The organism is Thermoactinomyces sp. CICC 10521 (assembly GCF_016055135.1).
GTDB lineage: Bacteria > Bacillota > Bacilli > Thermoactinomycetales > Thermoactinomycetaceae > Thermoactinomyces_A > Thermoactinomyces_A daqus.
On sequence record NZ_JAECVZ010000024.1, the window covers coordinates 1 to 25,203 of the forward strand.

24 protein-coding genes are annotated in these 25,203 nt (G+C 43.4%); 18 read left to right on the top strand and 6 right to left on the bottom strand.

From position 1 onward, the window contains the following. Positions 1-201 precede the first annotated feature (201 nt). From I8U17_RS14035 to I8U17_RS18835, 15 genes are all read left to right on the top strand, one after another. Positions 202-639, top strand: coding sequence for a hypothetical protein (locus tag I8U17_RS14035; RefSeq protein WP_198059594.1), 438 nt, complete (start codon positions 202-204; stop codon positions 637-639). 97 nt (positions 640-736) lie between these two features. Further along, entirely contained in the window at positions 737-1,672 is a 936-nt protein-coding gene (locus I8U17_RS14040; RefSeq protein WP_198059595.1) for a hypothetical protein, read from the top strand. 70 nt (positions 1,673-1,742) lie between these two features. After that, positions 1,743-2,234 (top strand): class D sortase, encoded by a 492-nt coding sequence (locus I8U17_RS14045; protein ID WP_232331113.1) that lies wholly within the window; start codon positions 1,743-1,745, stop codon positions 2,232-2,234. Between the two features lie 41 nt (positions 2,235-2,275). Then, positions 2,276-3,085, top strand: a complete 810-nt coding sequence (locus I8U17_RS14050; protein ID WP_198059597.1) for a conjugal transfer protein — start codon at positions 2,276-2,278, stop codon at positions 3,083-3,085. A 16-nt stretch (positions 3,086-3,101) separates the two neighbouring features. Continuing rightward, complete coding sequence (locus tag I8U17_RS14055) at positions 3,102-3,359, top strand: hypothetical protein (RefSeq protein WP_198059598.1); 258 nt, start codon at positions 3,102-3,104, stop codon at positions 3,357-3,359. Then, a complete protein-coding gene (locus tag I8U17_RS14060; protein WP_198059599.1) occupies positions 3,346-3,726 on the top strand; it encodes a TcpE family conjugal transfer membrane protein in 381 nt (126 codons plus the stop codon). Before I8U17_RS14055 ends, I8U17_RS14060 begins: the two co-directional genes overlap by 14 nt. Positions 3,727-3,773: 47 nt before the next feature. After that, positions 3,774-6,407, top strand: coding sequence for an ATP-binding protein (locus tag I8U17_RS14065; RefSeq protein WP_198059600.1), 2,634 nt, complete (start codon positions 3,774-3,776; stop codon positions 6,405-6,407). Continuing rightward, entirely contained in the window at positions 6,404-6,871 is a 468-nt protein-coding gene (locus I8U17_RS14070) for a hypothetical protein (protein WP_198059601.1), read from the top strand. Before I8U17_RS14065 ends, I8U17_RS14070 begins: the two co-directional genes overlap by 4 nt. Next, positions 6,868-8,712 (top strand): hypothetical protein, encoded by a 1,845-nt coding sequence (locus I8U17_RS14075; RefSeq protein WP_198059602.1) that lies wholly within the window; start codon positions 6,868-6,870, stop codon positions 8,710-8,712. Before I8U17_RS14070 ends, I8U17_RS14075 begins: the two co-directional genes overlap by 4 nt. Positions 8,713-8,724: 12 nt before the next feature. After that, positions 8,725-9,315: a hypothetical protein gene (locus I8U17_RS14080; RefSeq protein WP_198059603.1), complete on the top strand. Its 591-nt coding sequence runs from the start codon at positions 8,725-8,727 to the stop codon at positions 9,313-9,315. Beyond that, the gene (locus I8U17_RS14085) at positions 9,305-10,396 is read left to right on the top strand and encodes a C40 family peptidase (RefSeq protein ID WP_198059604.1); all 1,092 of its coding nucleotides are present in this window, start codon (positions 9,305-9,307) and stop codon (positions 10,394-10,396) included. The genes I8U17_RS14080 and I8U17_RS14085 overlap by 11 nt, the downstream gene beginning before the upstream one ends. A gap of 104 nt (positions 10,397-10,500) precedes the next feature. Then, entirely contained in the window at positions 10,501-13,227 is a 2,727-nt protein-coding gene (locus I8U17_RS14090; RefSeq protein ID WP_198059605.1) for a type IV secretory system conjugative DNA transfer family protein, read from the top strand. 11 nt (positions 13,228-13,238) lie between these two features. Beyond that, positions 13,239-14,201, top strand: coding sequence for a hypothetical protein (locus tag I8U17_RS14095; RefSeq protein ID WP_198059606.1), 963 nt, complete (start codon positions 13,239-13,241; stop codon positions 14,199-14,201). A gap of 763 nt (positions 14,202-14,964) precedes the next feature. Further along, on the top strand, positions 14,965-15,579 hold the full coding sequence (locus I8U17_RS14100; RefSeq protein ID WP_198059607.1) for a pyridoxamine 5'-phosphate oxidase family protein: 615 nt from the start codon (positions 14,965-14,967) through the stop codon (positions 15,577-15,579). Positions 15,580-15,770: 191 nt separating this feature from the next. Then, the gene (locus tag I8U17_RS18835; RefSeq protein WP_198059608.1) at positions 15,771-15,950 is read left to right on the top strand and encodes an Lrp/AsnC ligand binding domain-containing protein; all 180 of its coding nucleotides are present in this window, start codon (positions 15,771-15,773) and stop codon (positions 15,948-15,950) included. Positions 15,951-16,033: 83 nt separating this feature from the next. Here the strand turns inward: I8U17_RS18835 and I8U17_RS14110 are convergent, their stop codons facing one another. From I8U17_RS14110 to I8U17_RS18840, 3 genes are all read right to left on the bottom strand, one after another. Then, positions 16,034-17,332 carry an APC family permease gene (locus tag I8U17_RS14110; protein ID WP_198059609.1) on the bottom strand — a complete coding sequence of 433 codons (1,299 nt, stop codon included), beginning with the start codon at positions 17,330-17,332 and terminating at the stop codon, positions 16,034-16,036. A gap of 514 nt (positions 17,333-17,846) precedes the next feature. Then, positions 17,847-18,302 carry a hypothetical protein gene (locus I8U17_RS14115; RefSeq protein ID WP_198059610.1) on the bottom strand — a complete coding sequence of 152 codons (456 nt, stop codon included), beginning with the start codon at positions 18,300-18,302 and terminating at the stop codon, positions 17,847-17,849. A gap of 69 nt (positions 18,303-18,371) precedes the next feature. Further along, on the bottom strand, positions 18,372-19,343 hold the full coding sequence (locus tag I8U17_RS18840) for a tyrosine-type recombinase/integrase (protein WP_198059611.1): 972 nt from the start codon (positions 19,341-19,343) through the stop codon (positions 18,372-18,374). 231 nt (positions 19,344-19,574) lie between these two features. Here I8U17_RS18840 and I8U17_RS14125 point away from each other — a divergent pair, with 231 nt between their 5' ends. Both I8U17_RS14125 and I8U17_RS14130 read left to right on the top strand, forming a co-directional pair. Continuing rightward, positions 19,575-20,078, top strand: coding sequence for a hypothetical protein (locus I8U17_RS14125; protein ID WP_198059612.1), 504 nt, complete (start codon positions 19,575-19,577; stop codon positions 20,076-20,078). A gap of 10 nt (positions 20,079-20,088) precedes the next feature. After that, positions 20,089-20,448, top strand: a complete 360-nt coding sequence (locus I8U17_RS14130) for a helix-turn-helix domain-containing protein (protein WP_198059613.1) — start codon at positions 20,089-20,091, stop codon at positions 20,446-20,448. Positions 20,449-20,524: 76 nt separating this feature from the next. Here the strand turns inward: I8U17_RS14130 and I8U17_RS14135 are convergent, their stop codons facing one another. Beyond that, a complete protein-coding gene (locus tag I8U17_RS14135; protein ID WP_198059614.1) occupies positions 20,525-20,680 on the bottom strand; it encodes a hypothetical protein in 156 nt (51 codons plus the stop codon). A 590-nt stretch (positions 20,681-21,270) separates the two neighbouring features. Further along, on the bottom strand, positions 21,271-22,893 hold the full coding sequence (locus tag I8U17_RS18845) for a tetratricopeptide repeat protein (protein WP_198059615.1): 1,623 nt from the start codon (positions 22,891-22,893) through the stop codon (positions 21,271-21,273). 305 nt (positions 22,894-23,198) lie between these two features. Between I8U17_RS18845 and I8U17_RS14145 the strand changes: the two genes are divergently transcribed. Continuing rightward, entirely contained in the window at positions 23,199-23,513 is a 315-nt protein-coding gene (locus I8U17_RS14145) for a tyrosine-type recombinase/integrase (RefSeq protein WP_198059616.1), read from the top strand. An 825-nt stretch (positions 23,514-24,338) separates the two neighbouring features. On the opposite strand, the gene I8U17_RS14150 is transcribed toward I8U17_RS14145, so the two are convergent. Further along, positions 24,339-24,803 (bottom strand): Lrp/AsnC family transcriptional regulator, encoded by a 465-nt coding sequence (locus I8U17_RS14150; protein WP_198059617.1) that lies wholly within the window; start codon positions 24,801-24,803, stop codon positions 24,339-24,341. Positions 24,804-25,203: the final 400 nt, after the last annotated feature.

A 25,203-nucleotide genomic window follows, 5' to 3' on the forward strand; every position in this document is an offset into this window, starting at 1 on the left:
CCATCTCTGGATGAAATTCTCTGGATGAATTCGTCCTGAACATAGAAACCTTCCTTCGGAATTTTTTTTATACCTTTTCAACAAAAAAAGGCTGTTGACTTTCTTTGTCAACAACCTCGGCGGGAGATTAACTTCTCCCGCTTTTTCTATGGACAACAAAGACAAAACTGATGGAAACTATTACTACGAGGAGGTGTCCTGGTGGATGATAAATACATAACTGCTTCTCAAGCAGCAAGGCTATTTGGATTTTCCCGTTTTTATGGTTCAAAGTTATCTAAGCTTGCACAGAAGAAAGGAAGGCCATTTCCTAAAAAAATAGGACGTTCTTGGATGGCCCCAATTAGTGAGTGGGAGAAAATTTTCAATGATCCCGATATTCAACCGAGGAAGGAGCGTAAGTCTGTACCAAAATCAAAGGCAAGTGGTGTTTCATCTCGGACTGATTTAATTACAGCTACTACTGCAGCTCAAATTTTAGGATGTTCACCTAGTTGGATGATGATATTGGCGAAACGAGGAAAGGAAAGAGGGTTTGAATGGCCTAAAAAAGTAGGCCGTTTTTGGTTAGCGACAAAGGAAGATTGGGAAAAAATCTATTCTTCTACTGAATTAAAAAGTTGGTCAAAAAGCAGGTAGTATAACAAAATTTTAAATAATTGTACTTGAATTAATCGGGTCATGTGTACTAATATTGATTATGTAGACATTACCAGTTGACAGGAGGGAAGGCTGGTTGAACGAAAAAGAGATTCTCGAGTTGTGGGATACTACCCGACGCACTCCACAGGATCCGAAGCGAGTTCTTGATTTATGGGATACCACACGAACAAACAACTATCAGTTTCAACAAATGAGAAACAGACAACGGATACAAAAGTTGGCGCTGATTCCTTTAGCATCTGGGGTAGCGTCCATTGTATTAGGGATTGGGCTTGTTGGATCTGCTTATGCGGAGGAAATCAATTTAGATCCGATTTTGAATGCAAAACCCGAAGTTCTGAACCAACCCGCGATCCCTGTAGATAACGTAGATAACACTGTTCCAAAACATGATAATAATGATACATCCTCTCCGAAGGAACCGAAGATCGGTTTTGATTTGAAAGATGATGGGCCTCAAAATATAAAACCAATCCATCATCAGAACCATCATCTGGATGATCAGACTGGTTCAGCTGAACCAAATATTAAAATAGATCCTCAACCTGATTCTCAAGATCAACCAGATGCATCTCAACCAGCACAACCGCAAAAGCAGCCATTGCCACCAGTAGCACCAGCACCGCCAGAGCCAAACACCAACTTATCACCGGCTCAAACGGATCCAAAGTCAGTGCAACAGCAACCGAATTTACCGAAAACGGACAAGGATGAAAAAACAAACTCTCCTCAAAAAGTAGTGAATAGTGAGCCTAAAACGGTCGCTGTAGGAACAGATTCAGAGCCACATACTTTGGTGACAACTGGGCCCACTCAAACAAAGGATACAAGTGTTGTTCAACTGGCTGCGTCTGAAAATCAAGTAGTGGAACCAGTGCAGAAAACAAAAGATGGCGTTAGTTTACCGAAAACAGCTACTCCGTACGGGAATCTCTTTCTTGCTGGATTTTCATTCTTATTGGGCGGTTGGTTGTTACAAATCTCACGGAAAATGAGGATATATGCTTAGGTTTTATTGGATACCGGTTGTGATTGGGATCTTTATGATGGGGTATGCTGGGTGGCACTGGTATCAGGCAATGGAAGTTCAAGCGGAGCCAATCAAACAAGAACGACCATCGCAGCCATCCCAAAAGCAAGAGCCAGTGAAGCTGTACCATCAGGTGCCTGCTATTGGGACACATATAGGGAATTTGGAGATTCCCCGAATTAAGGCAGTCTTGCCGATTATTCAGGGTGCAAATGAGGACGAGCTAGAAAAGGGTGTAGGCCACGTTTACGAAACTGCGCTTCCCGGGGAATCGGATACGGTTCTTTTGGCGGGGCACCGCGACACCGTTTTTAAACGCTTGGGTGAGGTGAAGGTTGGGGATCTCCTGATAGTCAAAACAAGAGCAGGAACCTTCACTTACCAGGTCAAAGGGGCTAAGATCGTTTCAAAAAATGATCGGTCCATCAAATCAACCTATCCCCATCCTCACCTTGTGGTTAGCACTTGTTACCCGTTTGGATACATTGGTCCAGCGCCTCAAAGATATCTCCTAATGGCTGATTTAGTTAGGGATAGATGATGATCTATCCCTTTTTCGATACAAAGAAAGGAGCTGAAGAAGTGAACTGGCGAATGGTTCGACTCGTGGCCAGTACCGGGCTCATAGTGTTTCTTGCAGCAAAAGGAGCCTTTGATATAGTGTTTCCTCACCAACAAAATGTGAGTGCTGAAAAAACTACTGAAAACAAAAATGCTCCCGTATTCGTAGAGTCTTCGCAGGGAGCAGAAAATTACGCAGTCTATTTTACAAATTATTGGCTTACTGGTGATATGGAGAGTGCCCAAAAGTATGCGGCTACCGGTTTTGAGATTCCAAAAGACGCACCAAAACCTATCAAGATTGAAACAATTTCTCCTTGGGGTGCTCGAAGCATTGATAAAAACAAAGTAAGTGTAATTGTTCGAGTGAAACCCGACAAAAGCAACCCAATTTTCTTAGATGTGCCGGTCGTAGTGGATCAAGGAAGATATGGGGTCATTGGATTACCTAACTTCATCCCGCAACCGGCGCCAGCCAATATGCCTGGGGATACAGATGTGAATTTGACGCAAGATACTCAAACACGTCAACAAGTGGAACAAGTGATTGAATCGTTTTTCCGTCAGTATACGGCCGGAACCCCTGATGATCTAACAAACCTGTATGCAGACGGAAAACCGAGAAAGGTATTGAGTGATTTGAGCGCGACTTTCCTCAGTATCAGCGATCTGGAGGTCAGTGATCCAACAAATAACAAGTTATATGCACGTTGTGTAGCACACTTGAACATTAATGGGGCCATTGTCCCGCAACAATATGAATTCTGGTTCGAAAAAGATGGGAATCGTTGGCTTATTGATTCAACCAATCCTGTGATTTCGACACCATAGAGAAAGGAGCATTTCAATGCAAGACGGTTTATCTAATTTCATGGGGAGGATTTATGATTGGTTGTACCCCAATATCACACAAGGATATATGTTAGCCTTTATCATTATTGTTTTGTTTCAGCTAGCGAATCGGCGTTTGCGTGCTTACCTTCCTCTTACGGTTCTTGGAATGGCGTTGGTAGGGATCTTTGTGCTTAAACCTACGGATACGATTCCGCAAGTGGTGAATTTTTTCTATAACCTGTTCAGTGGTGGTTCCGGTGCAAAACAATGACAAAGAATGGGTGCGGTCGTATGCGGCAGCATGGGATAGTTCTATTCGTGTTTACATCAATGTAAGGTTTTTTCCGCCTTTTTCGATAAGCTTTCAAGAGATGATTTTCTTCATCCTCATTGAAGGATTGATGCTGTTTTTAGATCAGGTATTGGGGATTTCCTTTGCCCTGCTGATCCATTATGGAGTGATTCCTGGTCTGGCAGTTTATTTCTTGAGAAAGTTGAAACTCGAAGGGAAATATCTGCATCATTGGCTTCTTTCAGTGGTCCGCTTTGTTTTCTCAGATAAGCATGTGAGCGGCAATTTGGAGCCGGTGGAATTGGATAAAGAAAAGCTTCGGTTGCTAAGTCGAAAAGCAAGTTGATTGGCGGTTCCGGTGAGCCGCCATCATCTTTATAAGGAGGGTTTGTAATGCCGTTAATTGCTCCTGTGCTTTTCCGGTCGGCAAATATGATCATTACGAAACAACGAACTGGCCAATGTTTTTTCAAAATCCCTCAAGTAAACTATTCTTTTTTGCCGGCGGACGAGAAAAAAGGATTGCGTAACCATTTGGCGTGGTTCATGAACGAGTTTCCGTACCCTGTGATCTGGATTCAGGTGCCGGTTCCTTATTCACCACGGGAATCCGTGCAATTTGACTTATCCAAAACTCCGCCCGAACTTCATCATGTGGCAAAAGAGGCGATGAAACAAACGGAACGCTACATACGGGAGCGGATCCCCACCAAATACAATCTTTATATTGCAGTTGATATGGAACCTGTTTCTGGAAACTGGTTAGAAGAATTGGGGCGAGGTTTTTATGAATTGATTCGTGATCCCTTTGTTTTGATTGATGAATGGATGGGAGGAGACTATTATCGACTTCCCTGGACCGAATGGAAACGGTTTGAAACGGCGGAAAGAGAGATCTATGAGTGGATACGCCAAAAGCTACATGGAGGAGTAGAACGATGCAGTGAGGCAGAGGTGCTTTGGCTAATTGAGCGTAGTGCCTGCAGAGGATATAATCCACCGCTTCAATCTGAGCCGATGGAACTGTTGGCTGAAGAAGACGGGTATATCTACGGCTCAAAAATCGATATGGATCGAGGTCTTCATGATGTTGACCTGTATTTTAACAAGCCAATTGGAATGATTCATTGGCAAAAAGATTGTGGTGGCGAAACCAAAAGGGGTTATTTTTCTTTCCTAGCGGTTTCCACACTTCCAGAAGGAGTGGAATTCCCCGGAAATGCAGAGGTTTACCATAAAATCCGTGAACTGGACTTTGAGGTAGACGTAATTGTCCGGACTGAGCCCATTCCGCCACAGGATGCGCGTCGGGAACTGAAGAACAAATTTGAGCTGATTTTAGGACAGATCACCCACACTGCAAGCAGCAAAAATAATGAGCTTGAAGGAACGGAAGAACTGGAAGGCGATATTTTACGGCGTGTAATGAACCGCGAATTGGACCGGAGGATTGCCACAGAAAAGATCCCGATCTTCAAAACGCAAATCCTTTTCGTAGTTTGGGGAGACAGTACAAAGGAAGTACAACGAAGGCGCAGGGATTTGCAAGACAAGATGAAGGAACTTGATTTGCGCTTGGAGATTCCACGTACCGGGCAAAAATCCCTTTACCATGACACATTACCAGGCGCGCCGCAAATGGATAAGTTTTATCTTGTTCGAACTACAGCCGAGTTTTTAGCTTCATTTATGCCGTTGGCCACCACGGAAGTGGGCGATCCGAGTGGAATCTATATCGGGAATACTGTGATGACAGTGCCAGGAGTTTCCGAAAATGCATTGGGACGCGCGCCGGTGTTCATGGATGTAGATCGGGCGCGGAACTTACTATCAATGACCTCCAGTTCCGTTTATGCCGGTTCGCTTGGTGCTGGTAAATCGATGCTGACAGGAGCTATCACCTATTACGAATTGCTTCGGGGGGTCCATCATCTCTTGCTACAACCAAAGGACGAACTTTGGGCCTGGCCGTATGAACTCCCGGAGTTAGCACCGATAACCAATATCGTTTCGATCTCCAACTCGGTCCGCGATAAAGGGAAATTTGATCCACTTGCCCGGGTGAGTGATGACCCAGAAGAGCGTTTGTATGCAAAAAAATTGGCCACCAGCTTGCTTTTGTTCTTGGCGGAGGAAAAGCCCAAAAGCTGGGCAGGGCAAGCAATTCAAACGGCGATTGACTTGGCACTAAAAGATAATCAACCCTCGATGATGCGAGTGTTGCATTATCTGGAAACGTATTTGCATGGGGAACTGGATCGGGAATTTGGGCTGAACCGGGATTTGGCCAAACACGAAGTAGAGCAGGTTTACTCCTTCTTACGCCGACAAGCAAGGGAATCACAAGCCCAACTCTTTTTCGGGGATGGAAGCGAAACTCCGATTGATGTCAGTAATCCGCTCACGATTATACAGATGCAGAACCTGGGGATTCCGGAAAAGGGCCGCGAGGATTACCGCTTAAACATGTCATTATTTATGGCGATTGCCGACTTTGCCCGTCGGTTCGTCAACCAAAGAACGAATGTGCCGCGATCAGTACTGTTTGAAGAATTGCATGCGATCAACCAAGCATCGGAAGGGCAACAAGTGTTGCGGGAATTGGTTCGGACGTGCCGTTCCAAAAATGCAGACCTCAAGATGGTCATCCATAACATGCGTGACTTGCGAATCGGATCGGAATTCAAGGGTGACGGTGAGGACGGCGGTGAGGAAATCCGCTCAAATTTGGGTTATCGCTTTGTCTTCCGAATGGGGGATGATGCAGAGGCTAAAAAAGCGTGTGAACTGTTGGGGATTGAACCCAATGACGAAAACGTAGCACATATCCGAAACCTTCGGACAGGTGAGTGGCTTATGGCCGATCTGGAAGGGCGTGTGGCAAAGGTACAGCTGGATCTGAGTGAGCTGAATCCACGATTATTCCGCTCGTTGGATACTCGTCCGGCGGCTAATCAACGTCGTGAGCGTGAATTTGGCCATTTGAGGAAAGTAGCAACACAACAATCACTGGAGGGAGTTCGATGAAGGCAATCCTGGTAAAAAAGAGGGCCTTGGTGGTCATAATCTTGGCCCTTTTTTTCTTAAGCGGAAGTGCAATTTGGATATGGAGCGACTCGGGAACAGCAACTGCTGATTTAACCCCATCTGAGCAGGCGGCACTTGATTTTTGGAAGGCAATTCATGTGGATGGGGACGCAAAAAAAGCAAAAGAGATTGATCTAAATAAAGCAGATTGGACATATGCGGTTTCTAAAAAAACAGTTAGCAAAGTGCTAATCATGCTATCTCCCGAAAAACCGGCTACAGATACAACAGCTCAAGTGTATATTTACAATCCCCAAAACGATAAGGGATACATGATTGATATGGTAAAAAGGGATGGAACTTGGAAAATGGATCACTACAAGTCCGCTCCTGGGTTATATGCGTATGTTGTGCGCTATTATCCAGATCATCAACGTGAGTGGAAAGAAGTGAAGCTCAGATGAGAAGATATGCTTTCCATTATCTTCTGCTGATTTTTCTTTTAGTAGTTCCCGGCTCTGCTCATGCTGCTGGTGCGATCGAAAACATGTTACCAGATCACTCTCCAATTAACGAGAATGGATCCATAACTGATGAGTTGTATGAAAAATTTGATGTAGATAATTACACGTTTGATGGAAACTATGACGTAACCAGTATTTTCAATAAAACACAAAACTTTGTGTTAAGCAATATTTACGTTGCTGAGATATTTCTATTGAAAGTTGGTATCTACATTTTCCAATGGGCTTCTCAGGCTCCGTTTTTTGATTACTTGGCATCTTGGACATCAGGTGCTGTCAAGTGGATGGGCGGAAACATATTTATAACCGTTCTCAAGTCGATATCTATATTGGTTAGCCTATGGATTTTGGTTGAAATCTTTCGGAAACGTTATGCAGACAGTGCTAAGTCTCTGCTTACTTCTCTTGTGTTTTTAGCACTTAGCATGGTGCTTTTCAACAATATGAACAGCGCGTTGCATTTCGTTAACAACTTCTCTAATCATATATCTGCACAGATCTTGGCAATCGTAGAGCCGTCTAAACAAGGCGATGTCAATAAAGAAGTAGTTGTCAAAAGCTCAAATAAGATATGGGAGAACTACGCAATTATTCCCTGGCAGTTTGGCGAGTTTGGGAAGTCAATGAAACCAGGCTCAAATATTTCTGCCGATTCCAAAGATAAAATTGCGAAGGATACTTATTTGATTTTAAGTGCGAATGATAATACCCGAAGTGATTACGTCGATAAGTGGACTGATGATCCACCACGGTATCCATCTATGAACAGTGATTCTGGCTTAACGGGTCGCTCAGTTGTGGTTATCGTTACCCTAGTTACCGATACGATCTTCGTGATTTTCCTTATCACTTTGTCACTCTTCCAGCTTTTCTACAAATTAGCGTTTCTCATCCTAGCCTTCATTGCTCCACTAGTTTGTTTATTTGCTGCTTGGCCAAGAAGCGGAGTATGGACTGTCATAAACTGGGGTTATAACTGGGTTGGTGCCGGGTTGTATGGGATTGTCGTTTCTTTCTTGATCGCTTTCTACCTGGGAATCTCTACAAAACTATATGAACTAGTACCGAAAATGGGTTGGTTTTTTGGAGGAATCGTACCCCAGTTAGTTTTGGTGATTATGTTGGTGATGTTCCGAAAACAATTGATTCAGTTTTTCCGTGCGCCAGTTAGACAAACAAAACGTGTATATGGACAAATGAACCGGTATTTTGCCAAAGGAGAACCACTTGTGTCTCAAAGCCGTCAATTTGCTGGAACCATCAATCGGGCCTTTGATAGCGTTGAAAAGAAATTACGTAGTCGACCAGCCGCTGCAAATTCAGGAAGTGGTCAAAGCAGTGGTTTTTCCAAACCTTATCTACAAAGCTCATTTACTGATCAAAACAAAAAAGAGAAATCGGCTTATAAATCTCAACCATTCCAGAACCAGAAATCTATTGATCCTGAAATCATTCCGCCTAAAGAGCTAAGAGAAGGACAAAAGCATGGCCCTACCATCATAGATGCAGAATACTCAGTGGTCGATGACCAAGAACCGCTTGGATTACCAGATAAACCAACACGAGGACGCATTATTAATGGCAAATTTCTCCCAGCTCCTGCTCAATTAACGACAGCTCCTCAGTCTACAACTCCTAAAGCAAAGCAAAAACCAAAAAAACGCAGGCTGGTGCAATTGAACGATGAGCAAAAGCGAAAATTGAAGACACAGGCCGTTGTGCTTGCCGGAAAAGCCGTAATGAAAATGGCTGCTTCCAAAGAGTCCAAACCAAAAAAATAAAGAGGTGAACCCATGAAAAAGCGTTTTTTTGTTGACTGGCCTAGAAAAAAACAACTCCTGTTTCTATTAGGCTTGTTGGTATGGGCTGTGTTGGCAGTTTGGATGTTCATGGATCAAGATGATCCAAAACCATCAAACATGAAAAAGACCCCGACCGATGCAGCGGTTTCGGGGTCTCAACCACCTCAATCCGAGGGTACCTCCAGTGTATCGAATATGCCCAGCTATACACAAGCAGATAAGCAAGCGGCTAAACAAGTGGCAGAAACTTTTGTCCCGCTTTACACCACTTATAAGGTTGAGCAAATCAACAGCATGGTCGAAAGTATTCGCCCTTATGTGACTGATCGGTTCTATGAACAGGAAAAGGAGAACGCGGCAAACGTTCGGCCTACAGCAGAGTTTTTTCAGTTCCGCTTTGTGAAGATGGACGGCTCATATATTGAGCCAATGGATAGTGACTTGTATTGGACCTCGACGATAACGGTGGAATCCATCCATGCAGATGGAAGCAAAGAGCAAGAGCAGTATGATTATGCGATCCGCCTACGCAATGAAGGGACATCCTGGAAAGTGGCAGAGGTGGAAATGCATGCAGTCTGAACCATCAACAAAAAAACGAAAAGGTATAGGAAAATGGATAGCTGTTGCTTTGTGCGTTTTTCTACTCATTGGCGGTTTTGTAACGGTAATAGGGGTAATCTTTATCACGACCATGCAGGAGTCGCTCGCACCGTTTCAATACACAGAGACACCTGGAGATGTTGAGTGGGCGATCACGGCAACCGGTGAAAAGTTGATCCCGGCTAAATATATTCCCATCTACAAAGCGGCTGGTCAAAAATATGGAGTGCCTTGGAATCTCTTGGCGGCTATTCATGCGCAGGAAACCTCGTTTTCCACCGATCTACGGATGAGCAGTGCGGGCGCAGTCGGAGCCATGCAATTCGAACCGTGTGCCTGGATTGGTTGGGATTACTACAAAAATGAGTGCGATAGCAAAGGAGATCTGAAACCGGGAGTAAACATCGATATCACAGATCCTCGCAACATTCACGGTGGACAGGGACTTGATGTTAACAGGGACGGAAAGGCCGATCCATACGATCCTGTTGACGCGATCAACGCAGCTGCAAAGCGCCTGGCCGCGGACTACAAACGGACAGGGAAGGATTGGTTTGCTCAAGGCGGACCAGTATGGCGTTACAATCCTAGCATGAAATATGTGTCAGATGTGGAACGCAAGTTTCATGAGTTTGCTCAGCCCTTGTTTACGGCTCAAGCAACGGCGCCAGCAGAAGGAAAAATGGGGGAGCTCATTAACGAAGCGAAAAAGCTGATCGGCGTAACCAAATATGTCTTTGGTGCCAACGATTTCCCCTATAAACTGGATTGCTCATCATTCACGATGAACTTGTACAAGCGCGTGTTTGGAATTGATATCGGGCGCGACACATTGACCCAAGTCACAAAAGGAGTTCCCGTAGAAAGAAATGAGTTGAAGCCAGGAGACCTTGTATTTTTCCGTGGGACCTATCGTCCTGGCGTCAGCCATGTGGGGATCTATATCGGTGGTGGCGAGTTCATCAACAATCAGGGCACCGGTCAAGATGTGCAGATTGACCAATTGAACCAGGGATATTGGGATTCGCATTACTACACAGCGCGGCGTGTGGTGAAATAGAGAGGAGAAGCAAGATGAGTCGTGGATACAATCGATACGGAAGAGAGCATGGTGGAAGCGGAATTGATTGGCTCATTCTCCCCTTTGGTTGGGGAGTGGTTGCGTTGATTGTATTGGCCCTAGTCTGGAAGAAGTATATCAGAGGGTGGCTGGCATCGCTCAGCCCGAATACACCAGCTGCACCCGGTGTATTACCCCATGTTGATTTGAGCTATGTTACTACCTTAATTGAGTGGATAATAGGAATCGGAATTTTAATCGGTGTTGGGATTCTGGTGGCTCCTTTCTTTTATCAAAAACGGGCCCAGAAGGATGTACGTTGGAAACGAATCATCCTGCATGCCGACACGCAGCACGACGGGAAACAGGCGGAGAGACTGGTCACATCCTTATGGGAAGCCAAACGGTCGTGGCTTAAACGTTTGTTGCGTGGCCGAGAATGGTTCCAACTCTTGGTTACATGCGTACCAGGCAATCATCTGGACGGAGATATCCTGTTGTATGTCGGGTATCCGCAAGATCGGGACCCCTATATTGTGAAAGTGATCTTGAACATTTACCCAAATGCTGATCTCATTGATATCCCCCATGATCAAGTGCCCCAACCTTTTCTGGAAAAGGGAGTAGGGGGAAAGCTGATCTGGCAATATCCCAAACAACCGGGATTACCATTGAAGCCGTTTGACGGATCGGAAGAGATCAGCCGGATTCTTAGCCACCTGACGCCGGGTTCGTATCTATCTATTGCATTTAGTCCAGTGTCTCTTCGTAAGTTGCGTAAGGCAGCAGAAGAGACTCGGGATGCCGTCATTCACAATCGCAAAGGCGACCGGTTTGCTTTTCTTCGTCCCTATATTGAGGCGACATTGAAAGCACTAGACCGAGACATGACTACTTCCAAAAAGGAAGAAAAAGAATATCCGGAAGAAGTAAAAGAAGTATTGGCCAATTTGAAAAAGCGTCACGCTGGTCAGACAGCTGCTTTTGATACGGAAATCTATCTTTGGCATGAGTCGGATGATAAGCGCATCGTGGAATCTATGGTGAATGCGATTAATGCCGCGGTAAAACAGTCCAATCGCTTGCGTTTGGATACAACTAAGAAAAGTCCGATCTGTTTAGCACCCTACCCTCGTTGGAAAAAGGTGATGACATGGACGGGGAGCGAGCTGGCCAACTTGATTCACTTTCCGAAAGGAAAAACCAAGTATGAAAAAGAGAACCGGATCAAACACATCATGGACCGTATCCCTCATTTAATCACTGGTCAAAACCCCATTGGGGCCGATGAGTTTTTGAAGGGGATTCCCTTCGGGTACTTGATTCATCCGGCCTATGTGAAGCGGATGCTTTATATCTCTGAAAAGAAACTCCGGAAAATGGCTTTGGTTCTTGGGAAAATTGGGTCTGGTAAGACGGCTTTGATCCTTATGATGATTCGCCTTCACTTGATTTGGAAATTGGTTCGGAAAGAACCCATGGGGGGACTTACCTTCATTGATCCGAAGGGAGACGGTGTTAAAACGGTTCTCACTTACTTTCGGATGCTGCGTGTGCAGGGGCATGAGTTTGATGAAAATAAGGTTCATTATTTTGATTTGACGTCCGATCAATATTGCATTGGCTTAAATCTTCTGGAACGATTGCCTGAGCAAACGGAAGATCAACAGATCTCCAACATCATTGGGATTTTGCAAAACGCTTATTCTACTGATTCCGCGTGGTTGAAAAAGTACGCACGGCCAACCATTCGGGCACTCCTGCGTGACAAGGTTGAGCAACACACCATTTTGGCCATTCCCGAGTTTTTACGCAAAGAAAGTCCATTACGTGACAGGATCAAGGCCCAGTTAAAGAAGGGGAGTACCAGTGACCAAGCACTTTATCGGAAATTAGAGGATTTAGAAGACAAATTTGGCGGTCATGAGGTTGAACCATTTCTGAATCGTCTGGATGAACTGATCGAAAATCCGGTCACACAACGAATTTTTGGCCAAAAGAAAACGAACTTAGAGATTATGCGCTATCTGGAAGAAGGGCACTTTGTTTTCATCAATGCAGAGGGATTAGCTGAGGATGAAGCGGCCATGAAGCTGGTGATGGGGATGATTGTGACGTTGTATCACCAAGCGGCTCAAAAACGGAAAAATCAATCACAAAACCATTACCTGATTGTTGACGAAGCGCATCAATGCCAAATTCCTGTGCTTTACCAACAAGTGATTCCCAAAGATCGGAGTAAGGGTCTAATCGCCGTTCTGATGACGCAATATCTGGATCAGTTTGTAGAGCCTTTGAAAAAAGCTATTACTGAAGTCGGTGGACATATATTTGCCTTTACGAGTGGATCAGAAACCGCTAAAAAAGTGCAAGAATACACCGGCAATCGATTTAAGGCAGAAGATATAGTTAATTTGCCGGAGTTAGAGGCCGCGGTGTATACCGAAAGTGATTCTGGACAGAGAGTATCTTTCCGGATTCGTGTAGAACCGCCTTATATCATGGGTATTGATGGAAAGCAGACTTATTATGGTCCGGAAGAAGATCGACAAGCGAGAGAAGAAAGCGAAGCTTTCCAAGGTGCTTTACAGGAATTTGGATTACGTTGGATGCAAAGGGACTGCTTATCCGTTGAGGAGGTACAGAAGCAAATTGACGAATATCGCGAAAAATTGTGGAACTTGGATCAACACGCGGTGTATTGGCAGCAAGAAGAAGTAAAAACACAAGAGCAAGAGGGACCAAAAGAAAAAGTTACATCTTCTACTCAAATAGAGGAGGAGAATGAGCTGGATCCATCAATAGTTGCTTGGATGAATCTAGAGGAATAGGAGGATGACACGTGACTATTATTGATGTGCTGAACGATCTTAGTCTAACGCGAAGCGAGGAGCTTTTAGGATGCGTCTATTTTGGGCGTATGATCGCCCCACATCAAGTTGCTCGCTTGATGGGCGTTGGAAATGACTATATCCTCAAGCTCAAAAAAGATCTTAATAAAAAGGGGAAAATGATTCTTTCTCATCAACCTGGTCGCCGCAGCCGTACCAGTATAATTTTCCCTGATCACTACAAAACAGGCCCTAGGATGTATGAACTGGGGCCTGCTGGTAAAAAAGTGGTGGAGGGTATCATTGGACGAAAAATCAATTACAGTCCCCTCACAGGCAACCAGAAGGCTCATTTCTATGGGATCAATGATATCCTTGTTCGAACGCTGGAATACCTCATTGATAGGGAATACCAACGTCTGAACGATGAATGGCCAGATGATAAGAAAAAAGAAATGGCGCGAGCGTATGCATTGGAAAAGGTACAGTGGTTTAATACACAAGAGACTTCCGAAATCATCGAATATGCATGGGCATCCATCTTAGACCCAAATCGTTGGAAAGGAAAAGAAAAGGACCGACAAAAGCTAATTGATGATTTGATCTTTCCAGATGCCCGCTTGATCCTCGAAGATCGGGCATACTGGATTGAATATGATAACATGACTGAAAATATCAAACCTGATCCAAATCGACCGAAGGTGCTCGAAAAACCTAATCAAACTTACGTTTGGGACAAATTCATCAAATACATCAATACCATGGGACCGATCGGAAACCGTGATATAGTCATCTGGGTGACCCCTAGTGAAAAACGAAAGCAGAATATGGAGCAATGTTGGGTAGAAGTGAAAAACTCTGTTACGGTCCAAAAGAAACGCCAACAAGTTGAACAGATGGGTGGAAAGTTTTTTCTACCTACGATGTGTTTTTTTACGCCAGGAGAAGAGCAAAATTTTTTGATTCAGCCCTGAGGAAAAAGATCCTTGGGGTTTAATCATGTCGAAAACAAATATACATAATATTCGATTAAATACTCCATATAAATGTACATATGAAATATATTTTCAATACAGATACAGTACATATGACCGTACATATAACTATACATATGTAGGTACATGTTGATTTTATTAAATCGCTCTAACCCGCTTTATATCTGTGGTTTCTATCGTGAACCCCACATCTGAACTTGCTTTCGAAAGTTTCATCTTTCGTTCTCCCCCACTCGCTGCACTCGTTCCTCCGCCCTCAATCCTCACTTTCGAATCGCCCGAACCGCTCAACGCATCGCCTTCGTTTCTGCTTGACCGGTTCTCTTTCCCCCTATCCCCTTCTTCTCCCCCTCCTCCCTTCTAAAAAGGTCATCGAAAGAGATGTCGATCAAATTATTCTAAGCCAAAGGGAAAATGAAAAGGAATCATATCGGCGACTTTCACGTTGCATGCAAAGAGCGAGCGCCAAAGGTATCATCTCTCCAGAATCAAACTTCAATTAAGCGGATATTTTTTGATTTAAGTTGTACATATCGTGTGATAATATACAATTAATCAAATTGCCTTAGTGATTCCCAATATTTTAATTTGTGCAACCCATTCGAACGCAGGGCAAATTCAGGTAATAAAAAAATATCTTGCTCTAGTGTTCGCGCAACTTCAATTTCTGCAAAATTTTGCCCTTGCAACTTCTCGTGTAAACCATATATTGAAATTTAAATATTTGTTTGGGGAGGAAAAAATGGAAAAAAGCCATCAAAACCTATTACAAAATTTAATTAATACAGGAATTGGTAGAAAGTTACGTAGAGATTCCAAAGAAGTCAAAGATTTAGATCGAATTAATCAAATATTAAGTGAATCACGAATAGGATATTTGGGTTTGTATGATCAAGAAGGTACCTACGTAGTTCCATTAAATTTCACTTGGCATAACAATAAGATATACTTTCATGGAAGTAACCAAGGACGAAAAATAGATGCTATAAAAAATAATAACATAATTACATGTTTTACCGTTTCTCAAGAATACGGTACCATTGCTGATCCAGTACCGGCAGAGACCGGAACCTCTTACTTTAGTGCAATGGTTTTTGGTAGAGTCAGTATAGTAAAGAGTTTAGAAGAAGCAACATCTGCACTCCAATCTATGTTAGATAAGTATGTCCCTGGATATTACCCTAATCCAGTTCCTCAAAAACACGTTGAAAGATATCGATCTTCAACTGGAAGTTCTACAGTAGTTTTTAGGATTGATCCGATAAAAATCACAGCCAAAGAAGATATAGCCAGTTCTGATAAGTTATTTTATCCCGGAAGAAAACAGAAAGAGGATCTAAAACCAAATAGATCTTAATTTTTTTGCTAGGGTGAAATTGAAATTAATTCTCCGAGCCATCCTGTGGATGGTTCTTTTGTTATTACAAACAACCGAGCAGCGAAGGAAGGTGTGGATGTCACAGCGCTTGGCAAACTCTCATCTAGCGGCGGACAACTCATGACAGAACTTGAAAAAGTCCGCCTTGGTCTCCAAGCAGGGAGTTTGAAATGCAGATTAAAGAGGAACCTGCCATCTCGGAATGCCATCGAGTGACAGGTTCCATGAGTTATTTCATCAAGGCAGCGGTACCGTCCATGTGGAGGTGGAACGCCTTGTCGACAAGCTTACCCCCATTAGCCGGGTCTATACTTCCATCGTACTCTCTTCTCCAGTTCCCCACCGCATGATTTTACCGATAGAAGAAAGCACCGAAGATATTTAAATTTTTTGATTTATACTAGCTTGAAGGTGTTTTTTCACGTTTGGTGAATCAATGACTCACCTTTCTGGATAATTTGTTCTTTCTCTGTTTCCGCCAACTCATGTATGACAGACAAACGACAACTACAATAGCTGGAATCCATATCGCCGTTCCAATGAACGGATAAGCCAAAAGGCACATAAGGCATGCTAGCCCTGCACACAGTTTCCCAACGGCCGACTTTAACAGCTTGATGCCTGCTGCCGTCCCAAGAATATATGTCGCTATCCCGAGTGAGTTTGGAATATAGACGAGCGTATTCATAGAGAGATGAAAAGCTAAAGTCACCACCAGTCCGGTTCCAGAAAAGATGGCCACGAGCAAAACACCGCGATCGGGTGTTGAATACCTTTCATTAACGTGATCAAGCCATTTTGGTGCGACACCTTCGTGTGCCAGAGAGTAGGCCAGTCTGCTAATGCTCGCCACAAATGCATTTGTCGTCCCAAGACAAATCAGCAATGCCACCAGGGCCACTACCTTTTCACCGCCTCCACCGAATGTCAGATTCATGACCTGTGCCAGAGAAGCACTGTTCAGAGCCTGGCTGGCTGTTGATATTGCCGTAGAATATGAGTGTGTGCCGACGACCGCAATGGCAACGCCGATATACAGAAGCCCTACAATAATGAGCGCACCAAACGTCGCACGTAGTACGTCCCGCTTCCCGTTCTTGAATTCCGGTGCCAAACTGGTAATGGCTTCCCAACCGAAAAAGGACCAAAAAATCATCATGGCCCCGTTTCCAATGGCACGAAGATGGCTAAAGGGTTCAGCTGGGGTAAGGTTGTATAGTCTGACGTGCGGAATAGCGAATATGATTACAGCTAGCAGAATTAAGACCACTAATCCGCTTACCGCTAGTTGCACTTTTCCACTGGTTTTGAGGCCAAAATAGTTGCTGATGATTGCACTAACTAAGAGGACAACCGCTACGATGAAAGTGCTCCAAGAAGGCAAATGAAATGCATAAGTGACATAGACGCCCCCCGTCAGCGGAACGATAAACTGCCCTGCCGCAGCGGCCACAAAGTAAAACCATCCAATGACTGCACCCATATAACGACCAAACGCCTTTTCCACGAATGTTGAAACGCCACCGGCACTCGGGTAAGCACGAGCTAACAGAGCAAAAGCATAGGCCAAGGGGAAACTAAGGGCAATCATGATTCCCCATGACAGTAAAGCATTGTTCCCTGCTACACTACCGGTCAACCCTGGCAAAATGAGAATGCCTGAGCCCACAACGGCACCTACATACAGAGCAATACCCTGCCAAACAGATATGGATTTTTGAAAGGCTCCCACGAGGCATCAGCTCCTTTTAGTGCTAATTTAGATGAGGATGGTTCGCTTCCTTTGTATCACAACCGCACTTTGCATGCTTTCGTATTCTTGCTGTCATGTACAGCGATACTGTCGTACATCGCGTATTTGACCGGCAAGTTTCGGATCCATTGGCTTGATTGGCTTGAGGTGTGAGGCGAACTTTTCTCATCTCGATCTCTTTTCCAGTTCTTTTTAACAGAATAATGATTTCAAGTCCTGATTTAAATATAAAATTAAACGATTTCTAGGGATATCGCTTACAATTTGTACACGATTATCGTTATATAACTTAAAATAATAATCTTTAATTACCATCTTCAGGGGCTCAATTAAAGAACGTCGCATCATCATCATATACCCATGAACTAATTTCATCATATGATGATTTCCGTTTGGATGCGACGATAGAAGTGCTATTGACCCCATATATTGATCCCTTTTTCTTCGAGTTCAACCTTAGAAGACCCATGAACAGGAAAGAATTCGGCCCCGCTCAGGATCCGCAATTAGCCTTTTTTAATGCTTCTACAAAAGCGTTACGAGCCGGAGAGGTCATACGTTTTTCGTACTCTATGTATTGCTGTTCTTCAATCCATCCCGCCTCGTCGGGGTCGACGACCCAAAAAGGCTCTTCGTTTTTGTTCCATTCTTCCCATTCGGCTTTCCATTCCTTATAAAGAGCTTCAGCCTCTTTCCGTTCATGGTCACTGAGGCCCAATTCTTTCGCGAAGATTTCTTTCGCTTCTTCGAAGCAAATAGGATCTTCATTTTCCCACTGACTAACCAACAAAAGCGTTGACCTTTTGATTCCGTACTCTTTCATTAACTCTCTGGAGGACATATAACGTCCTCTCCAATTCACCCAATGTTGAATCTCTTTGAACTCAAACAATAATGTGGCATAACGTTCCTTTCTCAACTGATGATTATTGCGAAAAAAGTTAATCATCAATATCCTCCTCAATTAGTTTCCGCCTAGCTCTAGGTGCAGGCAACTGGTCTATAGAGTGTTTTGTTATTAAAGCAACTTCAGTTTTTCCTTGATTTGCTCCCGACTCACCTGGGTATAACGAGCGGTCGTCTGGATCGCTGGTGCGCCTTGCTTGGTAATGTGGCCAAGGTAGTAGGCGATTTCCTCCAACGTCCATCCAGCTTCCCGACATCGGTGCGCAAAATCATGGCGCAGATCGTGGAAGGTAACATTCTTAATTAATTCCCATTCACCTTTGGTGGCTTTTTCTTTTAGTGTACGTAACCAGTGATGAATCCCCGCTTCCGTAAGCCGACCGGACCGCTGCGAAGTAAACACAAACTCGCTGTCTTGGTGCCTGTCATCATTCAATCGTTCCTGCAGATACTCATAAAGCGGCCTTCGTGCCTGATTCAACAGATCAATCTCCCGTTGTTTCCCTCCTTTGTGTCCTACGCGCAGCCATCCGGATTTGATCGTCAAATGGGTATCCGAAATCTTCAGCCAGGACACATCACTGACGCGGCAGCCGGCCCAGTAACCCAATGCAAAAATGGCTTGGGACCGCAAATCCCCCTGCCTCTCAACCAACGTCCGAAGAACCAGCCGCTGGTCATCCGTCAGAATGCGCGGAGCCATGAGGGGATGCGGAGGGATTTCCACGCGCCGAGCCGGGTTTTTATCCAGCAACCCTTGATCCATGAGCCAAGTGCAAAAATGGCTCACCGCGGCCCGCATCTTGTTTTTGGAGCTGACGCTATAGGGTTCTTCCCGTTCTTCCCCTGTGACCTTATCTTTTACGGTTCGTTTCCGGTTGAGGAACATTTCCACCGCAACTGTGGAGATCATATCCGGACGAAACCGGCCTTCATGCATCGGCCGATCGGCCAACCATTTTACAAAGGCAGCAACGATGTACCCATAATCCTCTGCTGTCTGCCCTTTCTTGTCCTGGAATAGATGGGTCCTATATGTATCTAGAAATCGATCTTCTTCCCGTTGGAATGGAATGACATTCACGGATACCCCTCCTGAAAAATTCTGTTACGAGTTTTTCGCGACATTTTGGAATCGAAGGTGTCGCAAATCCGCATTCTTTTGTGTTTATTATACCCGAACTCGTAACAGAAGGGATATTCTATTACGAGTTGCAGGAGAAAAAAGGGGTTATCTCGAATTAATCGGTGAAAGGAGGTTATCGCATACGTGCTATAATTTGTATGAATATTTATCGCACGCATGAGGTATAATATGAATAAGGATAATTATCAGGTCGAGCTTCATTACATTAAGTATCCCGATGGAACTCAGCCGGCGATTGAGTTGATTCGTAAAGTCATTTATTTAGGAAAACGAGATCCGTTGTTTGCACGTTTGGCTCGACATATTCGTTATGCGTTAAAAACATTGGAGTTACGAGGGGTCCCTGACTGGAACATACAAAATTTTTCTTATGAATGGGCGATCCCTACTGAGAAAGGTCTGTCTGTTCGAGTGGATCCACTAGTCAAACGATTGAACCATGCGTATCCACTGTATGAATTGCGGATCAATGAATGGCGGTATCGGAGGCAAAAAATTGCAAGGGGATATGGGTTTCGTTTGATATTCTTCACCCATTACCAAGGATTTACGCAGCATATCTATTTTACTAATGGAATGATCAAGCGAGAACGATCGCCGGCACAATTTGAAGAACTAATTGCGGAAGCATTGGAGATATATCGGGAGTTTGTCAAAAACAAATGGAAATAGGGGGATGTATATGTGGAAAGTGAGCGACATAAAGCATGAGGATTTGATGAGGGAATTAGAAGAAGTTCCTGGGGTTAAGGAATTCATGGAAAGCTTTCCAGTTCTAATTGCTCACCAGATTTATGCCCGTCGTATCGACTTAGGATGGACACAAAAAGATTTGGCTGAGCAAGTAAAAAAGGTAACAGGCGAATCGGTGCCGCAATCTACTATTTCGCGTGTAGAGGGGGCATCACCAGGGATCAAGGCGGAGACCTACGACAAGATTCTTCGGGCCTTGGGCATGACCGGTATGAAAATTGAATTTGGACAAGGTCTGGATGATGCTAAAAAAGCGGACGTCCATATTAAATCCACTTCATTTGTTTAATAATGCTGCTTGAAAAAGAATGGAGGTCACTCCCTTTGTGTGGCTTCCTTGGCATTAACTGCTTCGTCGGGAAATGTTACTTTTTCAGGGAATAGTGAGTTCCTTGCTGAATGTAGCTACTTCCGCCGCCTCCTTTGTTGCCGCCACCACCGCCATTTCCTCCGCCGGTACATGCGGTCCCCACCAACATCAAGGACATTACAATCAAGATTGCAGGTAGAAATTTTTTCATGTAGATAACCCCAATTCACTTTAATTTGGGATAAAGGTAGCGAGCGTCGATTTTGGGGTCATTTGCCCGAGAAATGCGAAAAAAGGGGTAAGATCCTTAAAGGTTTACTTTTAAGGAGTGTCATCTCAACGCTGTTTATGTGTTTATAAACATTTCAATTTCAAGTTTACAAACGTCCTTGAGAGTTTAGCACCTTCATCAACCCCACACCAACTCATCATTAAAGCGAATCACCCATCTTCTAGCAGGCATTACACCATCAGAAATCATTCAAGGCAAATTGAGCGAAGATATAAACCAACTCATTAACTTAGTGAATAGGGAACATAAATAATTCACAGATATCTTCCAAATTGCAAAATGAACCATCGGTCTTACGACCATAACTTAAAAACAGCGGCCGAATGAGCCGCTGTTATGAAAAGCATGGTATAATAAATCCAAAACTCTTGTCCTCCGCTTAGTATTTCATCAATACTGAGTTTTTTCTATTTATCCATTTGGCGAATCACCTGCTGCATGATCTTTGAATGACTTGCGCATGAGTAACCTTCTTAAAAGAATACATGCGCTTTTGTCAGTACAATCTATTAGTCGCCAGGCGGGTCACCTGCTGAATGACGCTTTACAAGCATGTTTTCACCCCCTTTAAAGACTTCTAGTTGGGAATAAAGTAGATCCATCGCTACATTTTGTAATTGAGGGTCTCCTAATTGGATGAGGGCTTTTCCAAGAAAAAGGAGAATTTCGGTCTTCTTATCATCTAATTGATGCTGTTTGGCCTTATCCAGCGCTTGCTGAAAATGGGTGATGGCTTTATTCGCATCATACGAAAGTGCACATTTCCCCAAGCCGATCAAGGATTCTACTTCCAAGAAGATGTCACCCTTTTTGCTATACTTCAATGCTTGGGAAAATTCGTTTTCCGCTTTCTCAATCTCCTTTTGTCCATATTGTAGCGTTCCTAGATGATTGTGTATATAGGCGAGTAGGTAGGATCGTTTGATTTTATTTCGTAATTTAAGCGCCGTCTGGAAACAAATTTCCGCTAAATGTGGTTTGTTGGTTTCAATATAAATTCCGCCTAACGTGGTCCATAACTCAAATGTACGTTCAATATTCTGGTCGATTCGTGCCAGTTCAATGCCTTGAAACGCAATTTCAATTGCTTGGTGAAATTGCTTTGATTTGGCCAGTAGTTTTGACTTGATTTCGAGATAGTTGAGAGTTGCTTCTTTGGAATAGCTCAACAGTGAGCTGGCTGAACCGTATTTTTCTAAGAGTTCGTGCGCTTCTCCGATGCGATTCATTTTTTCGAGGTAAATCACCTGACTGACTATGATTAAGTCTTTGTAATATTTTCTTTCTCCTTCCAAATCAAAAGAGCTTAAAGCCTTTTTGGAATACCGGATGGCTGACTGAAATCGGTTTTGTAGGTATTCGATCCGGCTCAATTGGTGTAAACATGCGCTTTCCAGATTACTTGTGCGAGAAGACGGATATTGATTTAGAAGTTGAATTCCTTGTAAAAAGTGATATTGCGCTTTCTCCCACTTTTGACGAGAATAATAAAATTTCCCTTTCAGGTATTCCATCCAGATCTGGAAAGGATGACCCGATGGAAGATAAATGGATTTTAAGAAATCCGTACTTAAGTCATCCCGCAGCGAGATTAAACATTCAGCAGCAGTCAGGCGCAGTGTCCACTCTTCGAGGATAGCGCCATCTTCGTCTTGATTTTCCTGAATTGTGAACTGTTCCATTATCTCTTCTGCATCGAAGCCGAGCTTATTTAATAGGTGTGTGATTTTGTCAACGCCTACACTATTACCTGTTTCGATATAGCTAATCATAGCCTGAGATAACACGTCATCAATCAAATCACCCTGTTTCAACTTTCTTCTCCGCCGTTCCTTTCGGACAAACTCCCCCAGGGCCGAGCGATCCAATCGCTTCGTTTCCACTGTAACGTACCCTTCGTCTTGATTTTCCTGAATTGTGAACTGTTCCATTATCTCTTCTGCATCGAAGCCGAGCTTATTTAATAGGTGTGTGATTTTGTCAACGCTTACGCTATTACCTGTTTCGATATAGCTAATCGTAGCCTGAGATAACACGTCATCAATCAAATCACCCTGTTTCAACTTTCTTCTCCGCCGTTCCTTTCGGACAAACTCCCCCAGGGCCGAGCAGTCCAATCGCTTTGTTTCCACTGTAACGTACCTCCGAAAAAAATTTTTTCCACTCCTCCACTAATTCCTAACTAATATCATTTATTTTTTCTTTCATTTTTTTAAAAAACGGTCAATTCCATTTTATATACCGCAGTATAAGTGCTTTATAACGATTATATTCAATAATATAAAGAAAGAGTCAGTAAATTTTATCAATTCTATTTTATATTATAGATTTTAGTTAAAAGTAATTCAATACCAAGGAGACGGTTGTAAGAAAACAATTGGAAGTAACCGCCATGAATGGTCAAAAACCGATAGTCTCGATTGTAAACTAGTGTCAATTGCATTGTTGGAAAAGAATAAAACGATTCTCATTCCCCTCAAAATTAACTGAGGAGGAAGTTGATCGGGATATAGAAAAAGAAGAACAAAGGATAAGGGGAGAGGTGGCCGATCCGGCCCGGCATATCTCCCCGTTGCGGCCTCACGATTTACGACACACTTTTGCTGTTCATCTGGCACGGGAATTGGCCAGGCAAGGGCGGAATGTCCGGTATGAGCTGGAACGGCGGTTGGGCCATCGATCAGATCAGTACCTGGCGCTTTACACCAACCCGCCGGAGGAAGAGGCAGCGGGATTCGTGGAGAAGTTATAAGGGATTTATTAAAAACAAAAGGGGTGAAATCTGGCAACTCACCTTGCCTTTGGGCCTCCAGATAAAATTCACGGAGATAAATTTCTAGACTACGTCTAGTTAGATTGAAGTAAATTTCATTGACCAATATTTTAAATATGATAGTATGAAAGTAACTTAATTAGCGAGAAATCGCCGGGTAAACGTAATTAAAAAGAGGTTGCAGCCCTTAACTGCAACCTCTTTGGTTTTTATGTATATTTTTTTCATCTAACGGGCAACTTTATAGCTAGACTTGCATAGTTGTGCCTTAAATATATTTGGCATAAATTTTCGTCGCTCCTCGGCACTCCTTGACCCCTGTTTTGTGGGGACAGTTTATATATTAGGATAATATAAGAAGAGATTATTACAATAAATGTAAAATTAATAAATGAAGAATTTGTAGGGGCTGATGCACATCTTTAAGTGATACAAGCCATCTCTTTTGTATAATTCAAACTACGAAGATGAGATTTATGATCAAGAAGAGATGAATCAACTAAACAAATACCCATGCTTAAAAAAGGTGATCATGTACCAACAAGAACAGAAAATTTTCTTTCGGACCGAGGAAGCAAAAGAGTCCTTTTCGCAAAAAATAGCCATCTTATCCCTATTCAATACCATTTCATCGAGAACTGAGGTTAGTGATAAGGATCCCGCCTACAGCGGTTTTTTTATGTAAAACAGATGTAGAATGAATCTTGTTCCTTCCGCTTCTTTCAATCGTGAAAATTTTCCCACAATACTCTACTTCTCCCAGTCCTAGCATGGTAAATCTACGTTTGCTGTATTACCAATAAATCAGAAAGTTTGATCATTTTCAACGTCATCTTCTAGTGGCAACATGATACGGTAGGTAACCGGGGAAGAAAGTACGACAGATGTATAGACCCGGCTGATGGGGATAAACTTGTCGACGAGCTGTTCTAATTCTTTCATGGATCGTACTGCTGCTTTCATGAAATAACTATTAGAACCTGTCACTCGATGGCATTCCAAGATAGCAGACTCCTCTTTAATCTTTTTTTCAAACTCGCGGCAAGGCACCTTTAAGTCTCCTACTTGAATGATAATGAGTAGCTTGCGATTTACTTTCTCAGGATGAACATAGGCGGTGAATCGTTCAATAATTCCGCTATCCTGTAAACGTCGAATTCGTTCCGCTATTCTTGGAGGACTCAAGTGTAACTCTCTTGCAAGTTGGCTGAACGAGATTCGTCCATTCTGCTGTAAACGCTCCAAAATCTTTTTATCTAATTCATCCATAAAATTCACCTCCATTCCTGCAAAAAGCCGCATTTGAGGTAAAACGTTGACGAAACTCTTTTGGAGGCAGGTACCCATACGCATATGTGGTCGTTCTATATTATAGAATCGTATGTAACGATCGATGTCTTTCTTGGCTTCCAAGAAGGTAGAGTACTCCTGAAGCCAAACGTTTTTTTCTTTCAACGTCCGAAACTAGCGCTCAATGTGCACATCAGCATCGGGGTTGTTGTAGCCCGTACATTCTTACTTGATCGGCGTCTTTCAAAGATTTGACATAACGGCGGCTGGTCATTTAGCATCCATTGTCATGCGGATTGTAAGGCCTCGGCTTTTGACTCCTTGAGGAAAACGGTTTTCCAACGCTTGGTTGACAGTAGCAGAAGCTCATCGGTTCTGC